The following is a 16,218-nucleotide window of genomic DNA, read 5'->3' as shown; positions in this document are numbered from 1 at the left end:
GTCCGGTGTCCGTAGCGTACGGACTCAGATGCCGACCTTGATGCGCGTGAAGCGCTTCAGGGCGACGCCGGCCTCGTCCAGAATCTGCTGGACGGACTTCTTGTTGTCGAGCGCGTACGGCTGGCCGAGGAGGGTGGCCTCCTTGAAGAAGCCGTTGACGCGACCCTCGACGATCTTCGGGAGCGCGGCCTCGGGCTTGCCCTCGGCGCGCGTGGTCTCCTCGGCGACGCGGCGCTCGGCCTCGACGACCTCGGCCGGGACGTCCTCGCGGGACAGGTACTTCGGCGCGAAGGCGGCGATGTGCTGCGCGACGCCCTTGGCGAGCTCGGCGTTCGGCTTGTCCAGCTCGACCAGGACACCGATCTGCGGGGGCAGGTCGGGCATGGTGCGGTGCATGTAGGCGGCGACGTACGCGCCGGAGAACTGCGCGAAGCGGTCCAGGACGATCTTCTCGCCGAGGTTGGCGTTGGCCTCGTCGACGTACGCCTGCACGGTCTTGCCGGGCTCGATCTCGGAGGCGAGCAGCGCCTCGAGGTCGGCCGGGGAGGTCTTGGCGACGTGCGCGGCGAGCGCGCCGGCGACGGCCTGGAACTTGTCACCCTTGGCGACGAAGTCCGTCTCGCACTTCAGCTCGACGAGGACACCGGAGGTGTTGTCGTCGGCGATGAGGGAGACGACGGCGCCGTTCTCGGCGGAGCGGCCCTCGCGCTTGGCGACGCCCTTCTGGCCCTTGATGCGCAGGGCCTCGACGGCCTTGTCGACGTTGCCGTCGGCCTCGTCCAGCGCCTTCTTGCAGTCCATCATGCCGGCGCCGGTGAGCTCGCGGAGCTTCTTGACGTCAGCGGCGGTGTAGTTCGCCATGTCCTTGAATCTCTCTCGAAAGTCGAAAGTCGAAGATCTACGGGTGATCGGCGGGGGCGGTGCCCACTGGCACCGTCCCCGCCGTCAACAACCGAACCTGTGAGGTCAGGCCTGCTCGGCGTCCGCCGGCTTCTCCGCCTCGGCGGCCGGGGCCTCCGCGGCGTCGGCGGCCGGAGCCTCGGCGGCCGGGGCCTCGGCAGCGGCGTCGGCCGGCTTGGCCTCGGCGGCGTCCTCGGAGTCAGCCTTCTTCTCGCCCTCGAGGAGGTCACGCTCCCACTCGGCGAGCGGCTCGCCGGCGGCCTTCTCGCCCGGCTTGGAGTCGCCGGTGGCGACGCCGGAACGGGCGATGAGGCCCTCGGCGACGGCGTCGGCGATCACGCGGGTGAGCAGGGTGACGGAGCGGATCGCGTCGTCGTTGCCCGGGATCTTGTAGTCGACCTCGTCGGGGTCGCAGTTGGTGTCGAGGATCGCGACGACCGGGATGTGGAGCTTGCGCGCCTCACCGACGGCGATGTGCTCCTTCTTGGTGTCGACGATCCAGACGGCGCTGGGCACCTTCTGCATCTCGCGGATACCACCAAGGGTCTTCTCCAGCTTGGCCTTCTCACGCGAGAGGACCAGGAGCTCCTTCTTGGTGAGGCCGGAGGCGGCCACGTCCTCGAAGTCGATCTGCTCGAGCTCCTTGAGGCGCTGCAGACGCTTGTAGACGGTGGAGAAGTTGGTGAGCATGCCACCCAGCCAGCGCTGGTTGACGTAGGGCATGCCGACGCGCGTCGCCTGCTCGGCGATGGCCTCCTGGGCCTGCTTCTTGGTGCCCACGAACATGATGGAGCCGCCGTGCGCGACGGTCTCCTTGACGAACTCGTAGGCGCGGTCGATGTACGACAGCGACTGGAGCAGGTCGATGATGTAGATGCCGTTGCGCTCCGTGAAGATGAATCGCTTCATCTTCGGGTTCCAACGACGGGTCTGGTGACCGAAGTGGACGCCGCTCTCCAGCAGCTCCCGCATCGTGACGACGGCCATGGCCGTATCTCCTTGGGTTCTCGGTTATGTCCTGACGCCCCGACGCGCCGTGCCACAAGGGACCGAGGAGCGCGGCCACCGACCGATGAGGGTCTGATGGCGGGGCGTGCGAAGTCGACCCGGTGACCCGGATCGCCAGAAGAAGTGTACGGGACCGCGGACGCACCGGGTGACGGCGCTGTCCACAACGGACCGGTTGTCCACAGATCCGGACCATGATCAGCGGGGGTGCGGGCGTCCGAGGCACGGTTCCGCCCATGAACTGTGCGTTTCCCGCGTCCGTGATCTGCCGGATCTTTGCCGTGCCGGCTCTCGCCGCGCTGGCCGTGACGGGCTGCCTGACACCGGCCGCCGCGGGGCCGGCCCGTGCGGGGCCGGCGATCGCGGTCGGCGCCCCGGATCTTCGTAGCGGCACCGGCCCTTCGTGGCGCGAGCGCCACCCGCGCCTCGTCACGGTCGGTGGGCCGGGGCGCATCGTCACGGTCGGTGGGCCGGGCATCGGTGGTCTCATGCCGCTCGCGCGAGGATCCTCGCCGCCCGGTGCCCCGGCAGGACCTACGGGCACGACCGCCGGGCACAGGCCCGCGGCGCCCGACCCGGACGCGGACGCGCCACGGTCTGCGGACATCGATGACGGCGCGACCACGAAAGCACCGGACCCGGTCCCGGATCTGGACCTGGACGCGCCACCGTCTGCGGACATCGATGACGACGCGACCACGAAAGCACCAGGCCCCGACCCGGACGCGCCGCGGAGCTGGCCGGTCGGTGCGCCCCGGCCGCTCGTCGTCCGGGGGTGGGAGCCGCCCTCGTCGCCCTACGGCCCGGGGCACCGCGGCGTGGACCTGGCCGCGGCCGCCGGCACGCCCGTGCGAGCGGCGGCGTCCGGCACGGTCTCCTTCGCCGGATCCGTCGCGGGCCGGGGCGTTCTCACCATCACTCTCACCGGTACGGGTGACCCGTCGTTGCGTACCACCTACGAACCGGTCCGCCCGCTGGTCGACCACGGCACGGCCGTGACGGCCGGGCAGGTCGTGGCGACCGTCGAGCCAGGGGCCTCACATTGCCAGGGCTGTCTGCACTGGGGGCTGCGCCGCGGCACGGAGTACCTGGACCCGCTGACGCTGCTGCCGCCCTGGATACTGCGCCGTGGCCCGTCGCGCCTGCTGCCGGTGTTCGGGATTCCCGCTCCCCGGGCCGCGGTCGCGGCGCTCTCGCCGACGGCGAGCGCGGGGGCGGCGGACCTGCTCCACGCGGCTCTCCTGCTGGCCGTTGGCGCTGTGGCGCACCGCGCCCTGCGCAGGCTGCCACGCGGTGCCGGTCCGGCTGTTCAGAGCGAGCGTGGTGCTGGTGCCCGGTGGCCTCTGGGCGCGCCGCGCCCTGCGCGAGCGGCCACGCGGTACCGGGCCCGCGTGTCGGTTCCGGCGGCGCCCGTCCCGCACCGCGGGACGGCGGGCCCGGTAGGCGATACGTAGCCGGGCGGGCCGCCCGGCACACCGGGGCGCGGCACCCGACGGACAGCCCCGTCGCGGTGGCCACGCTCAGCCCCGGACGCCTCGCAGCACCATGGCGACGGCCGCTTCCGCGATGGCGTCGGGCTCCTCGGCCGCTCCGAGCTCGATCCGGCGGACCGCCGCGTCGACCACGCCTTGAAGCAGCATCGCGGTCAGCCGGGGCCGGTCCTGGCCCAGCTCGCCGAGAGCCTCGACGATCATCGCGATCAGAGCACCGTGCGCGGCGCGGATCTTCTCCCTGGCCCCGGCCTCGAGCTCGCTCGCCGAGATGGCGACCACGGCCCGGTGCCGTCGGTCACCGACCAGTTCGAGCTGCCTGCGCACATACGCCTCGACCTTGCCCTCCGGGGTGTCCGCCCTGCCCATCGCGGTCTCCACCTCGGCAGCCCAGACGGGGAAGTCCACCGCGCAGAGCTCCTCGACGACCGCGGCACGCGACCGGAAGTACTCGTAGACGGAGGACCTCGCCAAGCCGGTGCGCTCGGCGAGGGCGGGGAAGGTCAGCGCCTCCGTACCGCCTTCGGACAGGAGGGAACGCGCGGCGTCCAGCAGGGCGCCTCGCTGCATCGTCCGGTGCTCGGCCACGGAGGCCGCTCGAATCCTGGGCACGCCTCCACTTTACGGATCCCGCCCGGGCGATCCCAGGGTCACCGTCCCACGTCGGCCAGCTTCGCCCGCAGCTGCAGCACCGACTTGGTGTGGATCTGGCTGACCCTGCTCTCCGTGACGCCGAGGACATGCCCGATCTCGGCCAGCGTGAGTCCCTCGTAGTAATAGAGCGTGACGACGGTCTTCTCACGGTCCGGCAGGGTGTTGATGGCCCGCGCGAGGAGTCTGCGCAGCTCCCGGTCCTCGGCCACCTCGACCGGGTTGTCGGCGGCGGTGTCCTCGAGCGTGTCCATGAGGCTGAGTCGCTCGCCGCCCTCCCCTCCGACGTGCAGCAGCTCCTCCAGCGCCACCACGTTCGCGAGCGACAACTGGCTGAAAACCGAGTGCAGTTCGTCGACCGTGATGTCCATCTCCGCCGCGACCTCGGACTCCGACGGCGTGCGCCGCAGCTGGGCCTCGAGCGTCGCGTAGGCGCGCTCCACGGCCCGGGCCTTCTGCCGTACGGACCGGGGGATCCAGTCCAGGGCGCGCAGTTCGTCGATCATCGCGCCGCGGATCCGGGTGATGGCGTACGTCTCGAACTTGATCGACCGCTCGATGTCGAACTTCTCGATGGCGTCGATCAGCCCGAAGACCCCGGAGGAGACGAAATCCGCCTGCTCGACGTTGGACGGCAGGCCGACGCTCACCCGGCCTGCGACGTACTTGACCAGGGGCGAGTAGTGGAGGATCAGCTGTTCCCGCAGCCGGCCGTCACCCGTGGCCTTGTACGACCGCCACAACTCCTCGAGAGACGAGGGTGCGGCGGGCCGCACGGTGCCACGGGCAGCGGGTGGCGCTGCCGCGCGGTCAGACCCGGAGGTGTGCTGGGGCATGCGTTGCCTTGAGCCGTTCTGCTGTGAAGGGAGCGGGAGGCCGCCTGGGCCGGGAACCCGGTGAGCGTAGCGTGACTGCACGGTTGCGGTGGGCGAAGGTCCGGCTTACCAACCGGGGCGGTTATTCGCCCTCGTCCACACCTTCGAACCGGCGCGGGCATTCGCTTTCGTCCACACCTTCGAACCGGGGCCGATGCCCCACGCACCGGCCCCTCCGGTCCCGCCGACTGGACTGCAGAGGTCATCGGCTTCACCTTTTCACCCGAATGCCCGAGGTCAAGTAACGCCTCGCCGCGCGTTCGAACCATGACGGCGCCTGCGCGTCAACTTCCATCCCTCTCCGTCCCGTTCCACGAATCCGAGTGAATGAAGTTCGTACAGCTTGCCGCGGGCCTCGTCCACCGTCGTACCGCCTTCACGGGCGACTTGATGCACGGCGCACGCACCCCGCGCGGGCAGCGCCTCGAGCACCCGTCTGCCGATCGGGTCCAGCAGGTCCCTGGGCACCACGGGACCGCTGTGCGCAGGCGCCAGTTCCCCTATCCGGCCGACCAGTTCGACGACTTCCGCCGCGTCGGTGACCAGTACGCTCTCGCCGCGCAGCAGCTCGTGGACGCCTGCCGACAGCCCGCTGGTGACCGGTCCAGGCACTCCTATCGTGTGACGGCCGAGCCGCTGGGCGGCGCGCGCGGTGACCAGCGAGCCGCTGCGGTACTCGGCCTCGACCACGACAGTGCCTCTCGTCAGCGCGGCGATGACGCGGTTGCGCTGGACGAACCTGCTCGGAGTCGGGTGACCGCCCGGCGGCAACTCGCCGATGACGAGCCCCTGTTCGACGATGCGTCCGATCAATTCGCCGTGACCGCGGGGGTAGGCGACATCGACACCGCAGGCGAGGACGGCCACCGTGGCACCGCCGGCGGCCAGCGCTCCACGGTGTGCCGAGCCGTCCACGCCGAACGCCGCCCCTGACACCACGACCCAGCCGCGCTCCGCGAGTCCGGCCCCGAGAGCGGTGGCCATGTGCGCCCCGTACGGTGTGCAGGCCCGCGCCCCGACCACCGCCACCGAACGCAGCGCCCATTTCCGCAGGTCGGGCCTGCCCCGCACCCACAGCCCGACGGGTGAGGCGTCCCGGAGGTCGTCGAGCTGGGTCGGCCACTCGGCGTCGCCCGGGATCACGAACCGGCCGCCGACCGCGTGCACGGCGTCCAGGTCGCGCTCCGGCCGCACCCCTACGGCCCGGTCCCGCAGCCCCCGCACCCGGTCCTCGGAAACGCCCGTGAGGGCCCCGGCGGCACAGTCCTCCGATGTCAGCAGGGCCAGCAGCCCTTCGGCGCCGAACTCGCGGAGCCACCGCCCGCCGTGCTCGTCACCCGGTTCGAGGATGCGCGTCAACGCGGCGCGGGCCATCCGCTCCCGGTCGTCGGCCACGCGACCCGGCATCCGCGGCGTCATGCCCTGCCCCCGACCCCCGCGATGGCCCCCGCCGGGACGCCCCTCGCGATCCCGGTCCGCAGCTCAAGGGCCAGTGCGACGTCGGACGCCTCCGGCCGGTCCCGGCCGGCGAGATCCGCGATGGTCCAGGCGACTCGCAGCACCCGGTACAGACCGCGTGCCGTGAGCAGACCACGGTCCACGTCCCGCTCCGCTGCCGCCAGCGCCCCGGCCGAGACCGTCCATCGGGTCCGCAGTTCGTGGCCAGGGACCTCGCTGTTGACGGACCACGGTGTGCCGTCGAGACGGGCAGCCGCACGGGCCCGCGCCTCGCGCACCCGGTCGGCCACCACCGCTGTGGAGTCTCCTCGGCCGCCCTGGCCGAGCAGGTCGGACCGGCTCACCGGCTCGACCTCGATGCGCAGGTCGACACGGTCCAGCAGCGGACCCGACAGCCGGGCCTGGTACCGCCGGATCGCCGAGGCCGGGCAGTCGCATCCGGCGCCGTGCAGGGTGTGCCGCCCGCAGGGGCACGGGTTGGCGGCCAGCATCATCAGGAATCTGGCCGGCAGTCGCACCACTCCCCCGCTCCTGGCCACGACGACATGGCCCGACTCCAGGGGCTGCCGCAGGGCGTCCAGCGCCTTGCCGGAGAACTCCGGCGCCTCGTCGAGGAAGAGCAGACCCCGGTGTGCGAGGGAGACCGCACCGGGCTTCGGCAGGCCGTTCCCGCCGCCGACCAGCGACTGCATGGTCGCCGAATGGTGCGGTGCGCAGTACGGCGGTGTCCGCACCAGCGGCTGGCCCGGCGGCAGCAGACCCGCCACCGAGTGAACCGCCGTGACCTCGAGCGACTCCCGGCGGGTCAGCGGCGGCAACACACCGGGCAGCCGCTCGGCGAGCATGGTCTTCCCCGCACCCGGCGGGCCCGAGAGCAGCAGATGGTGTCCGCCGGCCGCCGCGACCTCGAGGCCCGTGCGTGCCGTGTGCTGGCCGGCTACGTCGGCCAGGTCAGGTCCGCCGACCGGGTCCGCGGCCAGGCCCGTGCCGACGCCCGCGCCCGGCACCAGCAGCCCGGCCAGCATGGGGTCGGGCTGCCCTCCTCGACGGGCTCCTCGTCGGGCACCGGCTCGTCCGCGAGCACCGCGATCAGCTGCCGCAGGCTCCGCACGCCGAGGACCGAGATCCCCGGTACGAGTGACGCCTCACCGGCTGTCTGCTCGGGCACGACGACCTGTTCGTACCCGGCCTCGGCCGCGGCGAGCACTGCGGGGAGCACTCCTCGCACCGGTCTGACCCGGCCGTCGAGCCCCAGCTCCCCGATGAGCACGAGGTCGGCGATCTGCCGTGGGTCGATCCGCTCGGAGGCGCCGAGCACGGCGACGGCCACGGCGAGATCGAAGCCGCTGCCGCCCTTGGGCACCGACGCCGGGCTGAGCCCCACGGTGAGCTTCTTCTGCGGCCACTCGGCGCCCGAGTTCACCACGGCGGCTCGCACCCGGTCCCGGCTCTCCACCAGGCTCTTGTCCGGGAGCCCGACGAGGGTGAACGCGGCGACCCCCGGCTCCAGATCCGCCTGGACCTCGACCACCACGCCCTCGACTCCGACCAGGGCCACGGAACACGCGCGTGCGAATCCCATCAGGCCACCCCACGGGCGTGCTCGACGACCGCGGCACCGCGCCTGGGCAGCAGCACGCCGACGAGGTCGATGCGCACGCCGCCCGGCGGTGCGCCGCCGTGCCGCTCCAGCCAGCACTCGGCGAGCCGCCGCAGCCGTACCGCCTTGACCGGTGTGATCGCGGCCATCGGATGCTCGTATCCGCCGACCCTGCGGGTCTTGACCTCGCAGACGACGACCGTGTCGCCGTCGCGGGCGACGATGTCGATCTCCCCGGACCGACCGCAGCGCCAGTTCCTTGCCAGCAGCCGCATCCCGGACCTGGTCAGCAGCCTCGCCGCCAGGTCCTCTCCGTACCGTCCCAGTGCCCCCGTCGCGTTCATGTCGGCACCACCTCCGGCACCGACTCTGACGCGTGGGACCCCTCAATGTGGATCTTGATCGAAAGCTGTGGACAGCCCTCGGGGTGTGGACAACCGCGTCACCCGCGGGAGTGGTTTCAGCTGCCGGGAAGCTCGAGGTCGCTCTTGTTCAGCTCCTCGATGTTCACGTCCTTGAAGGTGAGCACCCGGACCTGCTTGACGAACCTGGCCGGCCGGTACATGTCCCACACCCAGGCGTCCGCCATCGAGACCTCGAAGAAGACCTCGCCCTGGACCGAGTGCACCTGCATCTCGTAGTCGTTGGTGAGGTAGAAGCGACGCTCGGTCTCGATCACGTATTTGAACAGCCCGACGACGTCTCGGTACTCCCGGTAGAGCTTCAGCTCCATCTCGGTCTCGTACTTCTCGAGGTCCTCGGCGCTCATGGCATGTTCCCCTTCAGCCTTGCGTCCCCCTATTGTGCGCCAGCCGCACTGGGGTCCTGGACCGTTTCGGTGTCCAGAACCACCGGCGCACCCGGGGGTCCCTCGTCGAGCAGCGTGCGCAGCAGTTCGGCGAGCCTGGTCGGGTACACCGTCTCACGCGCCGCCGACAGTTCGGCGGAGGTCCACCATCTGAGGCCCGCGACGCTCCGCTGCTCGAGCTCCGTCAGCCCGCGCGGGGCAGTGTCCGTCTGTGTCGTACGCGCCAGGAAATACCATTCGTCCTGGTCCCAGCGGCGGCCGTCGAACGGGAACGAGCACTGGCGCTGCCACAGCACCGGCCCCAGTTCCACGTCGGTGATGCCGGTCTCCTCGGCCAGTTCCCGCAGCGCCGCCTCTTCCCGCGTCTCGTCGCCCTCCAGGCCGCCGCCCGGGGTGAACCACCAGTCGTCGGCCGGGTCCCCCGGCTCGTATCCGTGCATGAGCAGGATCCGGTCCTCGGGATCGAGCAGCACGACCCTGGACACCTTGCGGAGCGGGGGCACCGCGCCCGGCCCGTCATACGACACCGGAGACCTCCCTGCCGGCCCGCCGAGTGCGGCCGAGACGCCCTGCCACCGGCCCGTAGGCGGCCCCGCCGAAGATCAGCACAGCGCCCGTGACCACCGCGCCGAGCATGAGTTTCACCGGTCCGGGCTGCGACACACCCCCCGGCAGCGCCGCGAACCCCGCGGGCCGTTCGATCAGGCCGCCGTCGAGCGGCCACGCCACGGCGTCCACCCGGGCGGAGACGGCGGAACGCGGGACCGAGCCGTGGCCGGGGTCCTGGAGATGGGACCGGGAGTCGAGCGAACCCATCCGCTCGTCGCCGAGCAGGAACAGCTGCCCCTCGGGCACGCTCGCGGTGAACTTCTGCGACGCGGGCCCGTCTCCCTGGAGCAGATACGGTTCCTCGATGGCCTTGCCGTTCACGGTCAGCCGGCCGTTGTCGGCGCAGCAGGCGATCTCGTCGCCGCCGACGCCCACCACCCGCTTGATCATGGGCATGTCGCCCCACAGCTTGTCGCGGAAGACCACCACATCACCACGGCGCACGTCCGCGCCGTCTATGCGCTCCGCGAGCACCCGGTCGCCGGCCTCCACGGTCGGCGCCATCGAAGCGGTCGGCACCGTGTAGGGCTGGTAGACGAGGGCACCCCAGACGAAACCTCCGAGGAAGAGCACACAGCCGACGGCCACGGCCAGCCCCGACAGCGCGTTGCCGAGCCGGCCGCGGCCGTCTTCGTCCTGTCCCGTTCCGCCCATCCCGGCGCTCCCCACCTCGGAGATACGACCCCCGGGACGTTCCCCGGAGATCGGCGATCTGGGCGGCACCCTACCCGGCGGTACGCCTGCCGGTCAGCCTCCTGCGCCACAGTACGAACGGCAGCGCACCGGCCAGCCCCAGCGCCGCGGGAGCGGCGGCGGGCAGTGCGGCGGCGGCCGCGTCGATCCCGGGCTGGTCGAAGGTGGCGGGTACGGGGAGGGTGGACCAGCGGTCCAGCGGCCAGGCGACCACCACAGCGCGTCCCACGACCTTCTCGACCGGGACGAACCCGCGGTTCACGTCTTCCATGTGGTAGCGGGAGTCCTGGGAGTTCTGGCGGTTGTCGCCCATCACCCAGATCCTGTCGTCCGGCACCTTGAACGGCCCGAACGGCATGTCGTCGCAGGCGCTGCTGCCCGGGTAGATGTACTCGCGCTCGTCGAGGGCCTTGCCGTTGACCTTGACCGGGCCGCCCTTCTTGCACTCCACCGTGTCGCCGCCGACCGCGATCGTCCGCTTGATGAGGTCCTTCTCCTCGGCGGACGGCATCAGCCCGATGAAGCTGAGGAACTTCTGCACGGCGTTCGGCTCCGGCGTGGGCTCGCCCTCGAGCCAGCCGCCCGGATCGTGGAAGACCACGACCTCGCCGCGCTCGGGTTCCGACCCGAACCACGGGGTGAGCTTGTCCACCAGGACACGGTCGCCGCGCTGGAGGGTGTTCATCATCGAGTCCGACGGGATGGAGAACGCCTGCACCAGAAACGTCTTGATCAGCAGCGCCAGCAGGAGCGCGATACCGACCAGGAGCGGCAGTTCCTTCCAGAAGGACTTCTGCTTCTTCCGATCCGTACCGCTGCCCTCCGAGGAATCGCCGCCGTCGCCGGTCGCCGACGCCGAGTCGTCCGTCATGTCCGAGGGCGTCTCAGGAGACCCGTTCCGCTCCTCGGGATCGTCGTGCCCGGACCGTGCGCCGACCGCCACGTCCCCCACATCCACTCCTCACGCCGTGCGAACCGCCTGTGCCACAGCAGGTACAGGCCCACCACTCCCATAACGAGCGGGAGTTCCGCAGGGGTCGGGAGCAGGACCATCTGGTTCTGGTCCTGGGAGGACACACTATTCGACGGTGGCTGTGCGGCCGTCGCCCCGGCGCGCCTGTCGGGCACGGACGCGTAGGTCTCCGGCTCCTCCAGCCGCCGCCAGTGGTCCAGCGGCCAGGCGATCACGACGGCCTGCCCGACGACCTGGTCCTGAGCCACCGTGCCACTGCCCTGCTCATCGAGATGGAAACGGGAGTCGGCCGAATCCGACCGATGGTCCCCCATCACGAAGAACCGTCCCTCCGGCACCTGGACGTCGAACGTCATCGTCGAGGGCGCGTCCCCGGGGTTCAGATACGGTTCGTTCAGCGGCACGCCGTTGACGGTGACCCGGCCGTCCTTGTCGCAGCACTTCACATTGTCGCCGCCGACGGCGACGACCCTCTTGATGAGGTCCCGCTCGTCGTCCGACGGCAGCAGCCCGATGAACGTCAGGGCCTGCTTGACCTGCTTGACCACGATCGGGTCGTCCTGCTTCGGCTTCTCCTCCGGCGGCAGCCAGCCACCGGGGTCCTTGAAGACGACGACGTCACCCCGCTGCGGCTTCGCGCCGAACCACGGGGTGAGCTTGTCCACCAGGACGCGGTCCTGGATCCTGATCGTCTGTTCCATGGAGCCGGACGGGATGACGAACGCCTGCACCAGGAACGTCTTCAGTACCAGGGCTATGAGCAGCGCCACCATGATCAGGAGGGGTATCTCCTTCACCGCGGAGCGGCGGCGCTTGCGTTTGACCTTCTGGGCCAGCCGGCGCCGTTCCGCACGGCCGGGCAGCGGCCTCGCGCCGTTCGTCGGCCGGGTACCGGTCGGCAGCCGGGTGTCCGCCCGGTGGCTGGGACTGCGCCCGCGGTTACCCATGGGCGCCGCCGGGAGGCGCGTCGGGCACGCCGGAGAAGGCGCCCGTCGGTTCGATGCCCGACCAGCGGCCGACCGGCCAGCCGATCCAGTCCGCCCTGCCGACGACCATGTCGACGGGCACCATGCCGCCGCCGGGCTGCCCCAGGTGGTCCCGGGAGTCGCGTGAGTTGCTGCGGTGGTCCCCCATGACCCAGAGCGTCGCCTCGGGAACGACGATGTCGAAGGCCACCTCGGAGGGCCCGCCGTCGGGGTGCAGATATCTCTCGTCGACCGGCACGCCGTTCACCTCGACCCTGCCCCCCTTGTCGCAGCAGACAACCCGGTCACCGCCCACGCCCACCACCCGCTTGACGAAATCCGTCTCGGCGGGCTCGGCGAGTCCGAGTGCGGCGAGCCCCTCTCGTACTACGGAACTGACGGGGTTTTCCGTCACTCCCTCCGGCACGAAGGAGCCCGTGCCGTCGAAGACGATCACGTCTCCACGCCGGGGCTCCGCACCGAAACGGTACGCCAGCTTGTTCACCAGCACCCGGTCCCCGACCTGAAGGGTGGGCTCCATGGAGCTGCTGGGGATCTGGAAGGGCTGCACCACGAAGTGGCTCAGCAGCAGCACGAAGACGGCGCAGGCCCCGCCGATCACTCCCGCCGTGCGCAGGGACATCGGCGAGCGGCGGCGCCCGCCGTAACGACGCGCGGAGCGCGACCCCTCTTCCTCGACCCCGTCCGCGGGGGTGGAAGAGCGGTCGCGCTCCGTGTGCTGTGCTTCGGTGTCCATCGAGGGCAGAGCCTATCCGGCCGCCCTGTGACCGGTTGAACCGAAGCGTCGTCGCGGCGGTGAGCTCAGGCTCAGTTGTCGCGCTTCTCCTTGATCTTCGCGGCCTTGCCGCGCAGCTCACGGAGGTAGTACAGCTTGGCGCGACGGACGTCACCGCGGGTGACGAGCTCGATCTTCTCGAAGATCGGGCTGTGCACCGGGAAGGTGCGCTCGACGCCGACGGAGAAGGAGACCTTGCGGACCGTGAAGGTCTCGCTGACGCCCGCGCCCTGGCGGCGGATGACGACGCCCTTGAACTGCTGGATACGGGAGCGGTTGCCCTCGATGACGCGAACGTGGACGTTCACGGTGTCACCGGGACGGAAGGCCGGGACGTCGCTGCGCAGCGAAGCCGAGTTGACGCTGTCGAGCAGGTGAGCCATGTTGGTCTGCTTCCTCGCCGATGCCACAGGTCATCAGCGGAATATGGGTATGAGATCCGGGGTGCCGGGTCGGGCGGGCGTCGTTCCCCCTGTGGCAGGGGCGCCGGCCGGACGTACGGCAGCGGCTCATTCTTCCACGGCCTTCGGCCTGCGCCAAAATCGGCCGCCGGGCTCGGGTGCCCAGCCGAGGATGGACAGGGTCTCGCGGTCCTTCTTGTCGAACGCCGCGGGGTCGCAACGCTCGATCAGGTCGGGCCTGTTGAGGGCCGTGCGGCAGAGCGCCTCGTCCCGTCGCCAGCGTGCGATCTTCCCGTGGTGGCCGCTGACCAGCACATCGGGAATCGCGCGTCCGCGCCAGGTGGGGGGCTTCGTGTAGACGGGGCCCTCGAGCAGGTTCGCCATCGCGCCGGGCGCGAAGGAGTCGTCCCGGTGGGATTCGGCGTTGCCGAGGACACCGGGAAGCAGCCGGGCGACGGCCTCGGTGATCACGAGCACGGCCGCCTCACCGCCGGCCAGCACGTAGTCGCCGATGGACACTTCGTGGACCGGCATCCGGGTCGCGTACTCGTCGATGACCCGGCGGTCGATGCCCTCGTAGCGGGCGGGGGTGAAGATCAGCCACGGACGCTCGGAGAGCTCGACGGCGACCTCCTGCGTGAACGGCCGGCCGCTCGGGGTCGGCACCACGAGCACGGGGCCGTGGGCGCCCGCCTCGTAGCCGCTCGCCACGATGTCGTCGAGGGCGTCGCCCCAGGGCTCGGTCTTCATGACCATGCCGGGGCCGCCGCCGTACGGGGTGTCGTCGACGGTGTTGTGCCGGTCGTACGTCCAGTCGCGCAGATCGTGGACGTGGACGCCGAGCTGCCCACGGGCGCGGGCCTTGCCGACCAGGGAGACGTTCAGCGGTTCGAGGTACTCGGGAAAGATCGTGACGACGTCGAGCCGCATCAGGACCCGTCCTCCGAGGCGTCACGCGCGGAGGCGACCTCGGCCTCGCTGTCGTCGATCAGTCCGCGCGGCGGGGTGATCACCGCCCGCTGCTCCTCCAGGTCGATCTCGGCGACGATCTCCTGGACGAACGGGATCATCACCTCGCTGCCGTCGGGCCGTTCGACGATGAACAGGTCCTGGGAGGGCAGATGGCTGATCTCGGTGATCCGGCCGATCTCCGTGCCGTCCTCGAGCACCACGTCCAGATCCATCAGCTGGTGGTCGTAGTACTCGTCGGGCTCCTCGGGGAGCTCCTCCGGGTCCACCTCGGCGATCAGCAGCGTGTTGCGCAGCGCCTCCGCGGCGTTGCGGTCCTTCACGCCCTCGAAGCGCAGCAGCAGCCGGCCGCTGTGCACCCTGCCGGTCTCGATGGTCAGCGGTCCGGCGGTCGCCGGGTCCGTGGCCAGCACGGCGCCCGGTCCGAGCCGCAGTTCCGGCTCGTCCGTGCGCACCTCGACGGTGACCTCGCCCTTGATGCCGTGGGCCCGGCCGATCCGTCCGACTACCAGCTGCACGCTCACCCCTCTTTGCGGCCGGACCGCCGCCGCTCTCGCGGGGTGGTCGCTTGCCGCCGTGGTTCCTCGGTTACTCAATTATCGGTTTGCGGACTTCGACAGCGACACGACAAGGGCCGGGAAGAGCCGGAGCCCTCCCCGGCCCGAGCCGGTGTTCAACTGTTCAGCGGACCTGGTCCACGTCGACGAGGTCGACGCGGATGCCACGGCCGCCGATGGCGCCCACGACGGTGCGCAGGGCGCGCGCGGTGCGGCCGTTGCGGCCGATCACCTTACCGAGGTCGTCGGGGTGGACCCGAACCTCGAGCACACGCCCGCGGCGCAGGTTGCGGGAAGCCACCTGCACATCGTCCGGGTTGTCGACGATGCCCTTCACGAGGTGCTCGAGAGCCTCCTCGAGCATCCTCAGGCCTCGGTGGACTCGGCGGGCGCGGCCTCGGCCTCGTCCGCCTTCTTGTCGGCCTTCTTCGCCTTCGGGGTGATGGCCTCACCCTTGGCGTCGTCGCCCTCGATCGCCTTGGCGAAGGCGTCGAAGGAGGCGCGCTTGTCTTCCTTCGTCGCCGGGGCCAGCAGCGGCTTCTCCGGGGCCGGCAGACCCTTGACCTTCTGCCAGTCGCCGGTGAGCTTCAGGATGGCCAGAACCGGCTCGGTCGGCTGGGCGCCGACGGACAGCCAGTACTGGGCACGCTCGGAGTCGACCTCGATGCGCGACGGGTTGTACGTCGGGTGGTACAGCCCGATCTCCTCGATGGCCCGGCCGTCACGGCGGGTACGGGAGTCGGCGACGACGATGCGGTAGTGGGGCTGGCGAATCTTGCCGAGACGCTTCAGCTTGATCTTGACTGCCACGGGAGTGGTGTCTCCTGGTCTTGACGTGGTTGGGCACAACGAGATGCCACGTGGGGTTGCGGTACTCGGGTGCCCGATGGACGCGTCAGCCGGAGGCGAGAGGGTTCCTGTGCGGCTGTCGAGTACAGCTAGCCATTGTGCCACATGCCGGAGAGGGCTGTTCACCCGCCCGGGCATCCCGGCGGGCCCGTCGGCGCACGGCCCGCCGGCCGACGAGCTCGTCGGCAGCCCGCCCCCGCGGGCGCGGACGAATCAGCTCGCCGCGCCCACCGACTCCGGGATACGGAAGGGCTTCCCGCACCCCCCGCAGACGATCGGCGCCTGCGCGAGGACGGAGGGGACGACTCTGACGTTGCGGCCGCAGTCGCAGACGGCCTTGACCCGCACGCCGCCTCCCGAGGAACCGTGCCGTGCGGCAGGTCCGCGGAAGGTGCGCTTGGTGTCGGAGGCCGTCGCAACCGTGTGCGCCTTGAGGGCGCGCTGCAGCCGTTCGATCGTGGGGCGGTACCGCCGCTTGGCCTCCGGGTTGAGCGCGACCAGCGAGAAGCCGCTGCTGGGGTGCGGCTCGTCCACATGGTCGAGGCCCATCTCCTCGGCGATGGCCAGGAAACGGCGGTTGTGGTAGCGGCCGGCGCGCGAGGTGTCACGGACACCT

At 70.9% G+C, this 16,218-nt stretch carries 17 protein-coding genes and 3 pseudogenes; 1 reads left to right on the top strand and 19 read right to left on the bottom strand.

Annotation, left to right across the window (positions count from 1 at the left end; translation table 11 throughout):
* Window positions 1-24: 24 nt before the first annotated feature.
* Window positions 25-861: a translation elongation factor Ts gene (gene tsf, locus AB0K36_RS23400; RefSeq protein ID WP_189473359.1), complete on the bottom strand. Its 837-nt coding sequence runs from the start codon at window positions 859-861 to the stop codon at window positions 25-27.
* Window positions 862-966: 105 nt separating this feature from the next.
* Complete coding sequence (gene rpsB, locus AB0K36_RS23395) at window positions 967-1,887, bottom strand: 30S ribosomal protein S2 (RefSeq protein ID WP_364597610.1); 921 nt, start codon at window positions 1,885-1,887, stop codon at window positions 967-969.
* Between the two features lie 257 nt (window positions 1,888-2,144).
* Between rpsB and AB0K36_RS34745 the strand changes: the two genes are divergently transcribed.
* Window positions 2,145-3,362 carry a murein hydrolase activator EnvC family protein gene (locus AB0K36_RS34745; protein ID WP_435877922.1) on the top strand — a complete coding sequence of 406 codons (1,218 nt, stop codon included), beginning with the start codon at window positions 2,145-2,147 and terminating at the stop codon, window positions 3,360-3,362.
* 66 nt (window positions 3,363-3,428) lie between these two features.
* Here AB0K36_RS34745 and AB0K36_RS23385 read toward each other — a convergent pair whose 3' ends face one another.
* The 17 genes and pseudogenes from AB0K36_RS23385 to AB0K36_RS23305 form a co-directional block, all read right to left on the bottom strand.
* Window positions 3,429-3,986: a TetR/AcrR family transcriptional regulator gene (locus tag AB0K36_RS23385; protein ID WP_364597702.1), complete on the bottom strand. Its 558-nt coding sequence runs from the start codon at window positions 3,984-3,986 to the stop codon at window positions 3,429-3,431.
* A gap of 62 nt (window positions 3,987-4,048) precedes the next feature.
* The gene (gene whiG / locus AB0K36_RS23380; protein WP_307708523.1) at window positions 4,049-4,885 is read right to left on the bottom strand and encodes an RNA polymerase sigma factor WhiG; all 837 of its coding nucleotides are present in this window, start codon (window positions 4,883-4,885) and stop codon (window positions 4,049-4,051) included.
* A gap of 276 nt (window positions 4,886-5,161) precedes the next feature.
* On the bottom strand, window positions 5,162-6,343 hold the full coding sequence (dprA, locus tag AB0K36_RS23375) for a DNA-processing protein DprA (RefSeq protein WP_364597607.1): 1,182 nt from the start codon (window positions 6,341-6,343) through the stop codon (window positions 5,162-5,164).
* Window positions 6,340-7,964, bottom strand: a pseudogene (locus tag AB0K36_RS23370) (YifB family Mg chelatase-like AAA ATPase). The gene dprA and the pseudogene AB0K36_RS23370 overlap by 4 nt, the downstream one beginning before the upstream one ends.
* The gene (locus AB0K36_RS23365) at window positions 7,964-8,326 is read right to left on the bottom strand and encodes a YraN family protein (protein ID WP_364597604.1); all 363 of its coding nucleotides are present in this window, start codon (window positions 8,324-8,326) and stop codon (window positions 7,964-7,966) included. The pseudogene AB0K36_RS23370 and the gene AB0K36_RS23365 overlap by 1 nt, the downstream one beginning before the upstream one ends.
* A 116-nt stretch (window positions 8,327-8,442) precedes the next feature.
* Entirely contained in the window at window positions 8,443-8,751 is a 309-nt protein-coding gene (locus AB0K36_RS23360) for a DUF2469 domain-containing protein (protein WP_005311352.1), read from the bottom strand.
* A gap of 29 nt (window positions 8,752-8,780) precedes the next feature.
* A complete protein-coding gene (locus AB0K36_RS23355) occupies window positions 8,781-9,317 on the bottom strand; it encodes an NUDIX hydrolase (RefSeq protein ID WP_364597602.1) in 537 nt (178 codons plus the stop codon).
* Window positions 9,307-10,053: a signal peptidase I gene (lepB, locus tag AB0K36_RS23350; RefSeq protein ID WP_364597599.1), complete on the bottom strand. Its 747-nt coding sequence runs from the start codon at window positions 10,051-10,053 to the stop codon at window positions 9,307-9,309. Before lepB (AB0K36_RS23350) ends, AB0K36_RS23355 begins: the two co-directional genes overlap by 11 nt.
* Before the next feature lie 70 nt (window positions 10,054-10,123).
* Entirely contained in the window at window positions 10,124-11,035 is a 912-nt protein-coding gene (lepB, locus tag AB0K36_RS23345; protein ID WP_364597700.1) for a signal peptidase I, read from the bottom strand.
* Window positions 10,977-12,012 (bottom strand): annotated as a pseudogene (lepB, locus tag AB0K36_RS23340) (signal peptidase I). The gene lepB (AB0K36_RS23345) and the pseudogene lepB (AB0K36_RS23340) overlap by 59 nt, the downstream one beginning before the upstream one ends.
* Window positions 12,005-12,787 carry a signal peptidase I gene (gene lepB / locus AB0K36_RS23335; RefSeq protein WP_364597596.1) on the bottom strand — a complete coding sequence of 261 codons (783 nt, stop codon included), beginning with the start codon at window positions 12,785-12,787 and terminating at the stop codon, window positions 12,005-12,007. The pseudogene lepB (AB0K36_RS23340) and the gene lepB (AB0K36_RS23335) overlap by 8 nt, the downstream one beginning before the upstream one ends.
* Before the next feature lie 71 nt (window positions 12,788-12,858).
* Entirely contained in the window at window positions 12,859-13,209 is a 351-nt protein-coding gene (rplS, locus tag AB0K36_RS23330; RefSeq protein ID WP_159686518.1) for a 50S ribosomal protein L19, read from the bottom strand.
* A 126-nt stretch (window positions 13,210-13,335) separates the two neighbouring features.
* On the bottom strand, window positions 13,336-14,157 hold the full coding sequence (gene trmD / locus AB0K36_RS23325) for a tRNA (guanosine(37)-N1)-methyltransferase TrmD (protein ID WP_189473368.1): 822 nt from the start codon (window positions 14,155-14,157) through the stop codon (window positions 13,336-13,338).
* A complete protein-coding gene (gene rimM / locus AB0K36_RS23320; protein ID WP_189473369.1) occupies window positions 14,157-14,714 on the bottom strand; it encodes a ribosome maturation factor RimM in 558 nt (185 codons plus the stop codon). The genes trmD and rimM overlap by 1 nt, the downstream gene beginning before the upstream one ends.
* A 163-nt stretch (window positions 14,715-14,877) precedes the next feature.
* Window positions 14,878-15,117 (bottom strand): RNA-binding protein, encoded by a 240-nt coding sequence (locus AB0K36_RS23315; RefSeq protein WP_005311361.1) that lies wholly within the window; start codon window positions 15,115-15,117, stop codon window positions 14,878-14,880.
* Window positions 15,118-15,119: 2 nt separating this feature from the next.
* Entirely contained in the window at window positions 15,120-15,563 is a 444-nt protein-coding gene (gene rpsP / locus AB0K36_RS23310; protein WP_005311362.1) for a 30S ribosomal protein S16, read from the bottom strand.
* Window positions 15,564-15,815: 252 nt separating this feature from the next.
* Window positions 15,816-16,218, bottom strand: a pseudogene (locus AB0K36_RS23305) (hypothetical protein); the annotation flags it as partial.

This window comes from Streptomyces kurssanovii (assembly GCF_040677245.1).
GTDB lineage: Bacteria > Actinomycetota > Actinomycetes > Streptomycetales > Streptomycetaceae > Streptomyces > Streptomyces kurssanovii.
Note: the sequence above shows the minus strand (reverse complement) of the source record. Positions and strands in the feature narration are given on the sequence as shown.

Coding starts and splice junctions, on each gene's coding strand:
- tsf (WP_189473359.1), bottom strand. CDS start 861: ATGGCGAACTACACCGCCGCTGACGTCAAGAAGCTCCGCGAGCTCACC.
- rpsB (WP_364597610.1), bottom strand. CDS start 1,887: ATGGCCGTCGTCACGATGCGGGAGCTGCTGGAGAGCGGCGTCCACTTC.
- AB0K36_RS34745 (WP_435877922.1), top strand. CDS start 2,145: ATGAACTGTGCGTTTCCCGCGTCCGTGATCTGCCGGATCTTTGCCGTG.
- whiG (WP_307708523.1), bottom strand. CDS start 4,885: ATGCCCCAGCACACCTCCGGGTCTGACCGCGCGGCAGCGCCACCCGCT.
- dprA (WP_364597607.1), bottom strand. CDS start 6,343: ATGACGCCGCGGATGCCGGGTCGCGTGGCCGACGACCGGGAGCGGATG.
- AB0K36_RS23365 (WP_364597604.1), bottom strand. CDS start 8,326: ATGAACGCGACGGGGGCACTGGGACGGTACGGAGAGGACCTGGCGGCG.
- AB0K36_RS23360 (WP_005311352.1), bottom strand. CDS start 8,751: ATGAGCGCCGAGGACCTCGAGAAGTACGAGACCGAGATGGAGCTGAAG.
- lepB (WP_364597599.1), bottom strand. CDS start 10,053: ATGGGCGGAACGGGACAGGACGAAGACGGCCGCGGCCGGCTCGGCAAC.
- lepB (WP_364597596.1), bottom strand. CDS start 12,787: ATGGACACCGAAGCACAGCACACGGAGCGCGACCGCTCTTCCACCCCC.
- rplS (WP_159686518.1), bottom strand. CDS start 13,209: ATGGCTCACCTGCTCGACAGCGTCAACTCGGCTTCGCTGCGCAGCGAC.
- trmD (WP_189473368.1), bottom strand. CDS start 14,157: ATGCGGCTCGACGTCGTCACGATCTTTCCCGAGTACCTCGAACCGCTG.
- AB0K36_RS23315 (WP_005311361.1), bottom strand. CDS start 15,117: ATGCTCGAGGAGGCTCTCGAGCACCTCGTGAAGGGCATCGTCGACAAC.